This is a genomic window from Mesorhizobium sp. P5_C1 (assembly GCF_054049815.1).
This window is the reverse complement of sequence record NZ_JBFULQ010000775.1, coordinates 1-2,004: the sequence shown is the minus strand read 5'-3', so window position 1 is coordinate 2,004 and position 2,004 is coordinate 1. Positions and strand designations below refer to the sequence as shown.

Sequence of the window (2,004 nt, the reverse complement as noted above, 5' to 3'; positions counted from 1 at the left end):
GGCTGGCGAAGAACAAGAAGTAGTTTTGTTCCCTTCTCCCCGTTCACGGGGAGAAGGTGTCACGAAGTGACAGATTAGGGGCGGCGCCATCGTTTGAAGGTTTGCGCAGCCCCTCATCTGCCTGCCGGCATCTTCTCCCCGTGAAACGGGGAGAAGGACGCTGTCGCCGACGCCGGCATCCACCTTTCACCGTAGAGCCCCCAATGACCTATGCCGTGTCCGAAATACGATCCGCCGGCAAGCCGCGTCGCAAGTGGCGATCGCACGCCGCCATCGAGCCCTGGCTCTATCTCAGCCCGGCGATCATCCTTCTGGTCGTGGTGCTTCTGGTGCCGCTGGTCATCGGCATCAGCTACTCCTTCCGCAAATTCTCGGCTTTCAAGTCGGAATATGTCGGGCTCGCACAGTATCGGGCAATGCTGTCGGACGCGGTGCTCGGGCAGGCGCTGGTCAACACGCTGTGGTGGACCGTCGCCAGCCTGTTCTTCCAGTTCTTCCTCGGTCTCGGCCTGGCGCTGCTGCTCGACAAGCCATTCCCGGGCCGCAAGGTGGTGCAGGCCCTGGTGTTCCTGCCCTGGGCGGTGCCGTCCTTCCTGTCAGGCCTGACCTGGGCCTGGCTGTTCAATCCGATCATCGGCCCATTGCCGCACTGGCTGTATGCATTGGGGCTGAAGGCCGAACCGACCAATGTTCTGTCCGATCCCTCGACCGCCATGTGGGGGCCGATCGTCGCCAATATCTGGTTCGGCATTCCATTCTTCGCCATCACGCTGCTGGCGGCGCTGAAATCCATTCCATCGGAATTGCATGAGGCGGCGGCGATCGACGGCGCTTCGCCCTGGCAGCGCTTCACCAAAGTGACGCTGCCGTTCCTGGCGCCGACCATTGCCATCACGGTGATGCTGCGCACCATCTGGATCGCCACCTTCGCCGACCTCATCTTCGTCATGACCGAGGGCGGACCGGCAGGCTCGACCAACACGGTGCCGGTCTACATCTATGTCAGCGCCTTCAAGTCGCTGGACAAGGGCTATGCCTCGGCGGTGGCCGTGCTGCTGCTCGTCCTGCTCATTGCCTATGCGATCGCACTGATAGGCATCCGCCGCTCCCTGGTGCGGCACGTCTGATGATCGCAGGACGCTCAGCCTCGCAGCGCTTCTTCGGCGGCATCGGCCTCTACGCCGCCGTCGCGGCTTACGTGATCTTTGCGCTGTTCCCGATCTACTGGACGCTGAAGATCTCGGTCACGCCGGAGCGGCTTCTCTATTCCGAAGGCATCACCTTCTGGCCCTCGCAGATGACGTTGCAGAACTTCGTCACCGTGCTCGAGGCCACCGATTTCCCGCGCTATTTCCTCAACAGCGTCATCGTCTCGGTGTCGACGGCGGCACTGGTGACGGTCGTCGCCACGCTCGCCGGCTACGCCATGTCGCGCTTCACGTTTCGCGGCAAGGCAGCACTGGCGCTGATGCTCTTGTTGACCCAGACGTTTCCGCTGGTGATGGTTATTCCGCCGATCTACCGCGTCATGGGGCAGATCGGCCTGATCAACAGCCTGACCGGGCTGATCATCATCTACACCGCCTTCAACACCGCCTTTGCCACCTTTCTGATGCAATCCTTCTTCGACGGCATCCCGAAGGACCTGGAAGAAGCGGCGATGATCGACGGTTGCACGCGCGCGCAGGCAATGCGCAAGGTGATCGTGCCGCTGACGCTGCCGGGCATGGGCGCGACGCTCGGCTTCGTCTTCACCGCGGCCTGGAGCGAGCTTCTGTTCGCGCTGATGCTGATTTCCAGCGACGACCAGAAGACCTTCGCGGTCGGCCTGCTCACCTTCATCGGCAAATTTGCCGTCGACTGGGGACAGATGATGGCGGCGTCGATCCTGGCGCTGATCCCGGTCTGCATCTTCTTCGCTTTCCTGCAACGCTATCTCGTCACCGGCCTGACCGCCGGCGCCGTCAAAGGATAGATCGATGGCCTCTGTTACGCTCGATAAGG

General features: G+C 62.0%; 2 protein-coding genes. Both read left to right on the top strand.

Annotated elements, in window-relative coordinates; all coding sequences use genetic code 11:
• Positions 1 to 203: 203 nt before the first annotated feature.
• Positions 204 to 1,127, top strand: a complete 924-nt coding sequence (locus ACXJ7R_RS31130; RefSeq protein WP_457155155.1) for a carbohydrate ABC transporter permease — start codon at positions 204 to 206, stop codon at positions 1,125 to 1,127.
• Positions 1,127 to 1,975 (top strand): carbohydrate ABC transporter permease, encoded by an 849-nt coding sequence (locus ACXJ7R_RS31125; protein WP_095085142.1) that lies wholly within the window; start codon positions 1,127 to 1,129, stop codon positions 1,973 to 1,975. The genes ACXJ7R_RS31130 and ACXJ7R_RS31125 overlap by 1 nt, the downstream gene beginning before the upstream one ends.
• The last annotated feature ends 29 nt before the right edge of the window (positions 1,976 to 2,004 follow it).

What these genes read in the sequence shown, in the direction of transcription:
- ACXJ7R_RS31130 (WP_457155155.1), top strand. Translation starts at nt 204, where the DNA reads ATGACCTATGCCGTGTCCGAAATACGATCCGCCGGCAAGCCGCGTCGC.
- ACXJ7R_RS31125 (WP_095085142.1), top strand. Translation starts at nt 1,127, where the DNA reads ATGATCGCAGGACGCTCAGCCTCGCAGCGCTTCTTCGGCGGCATCGGC.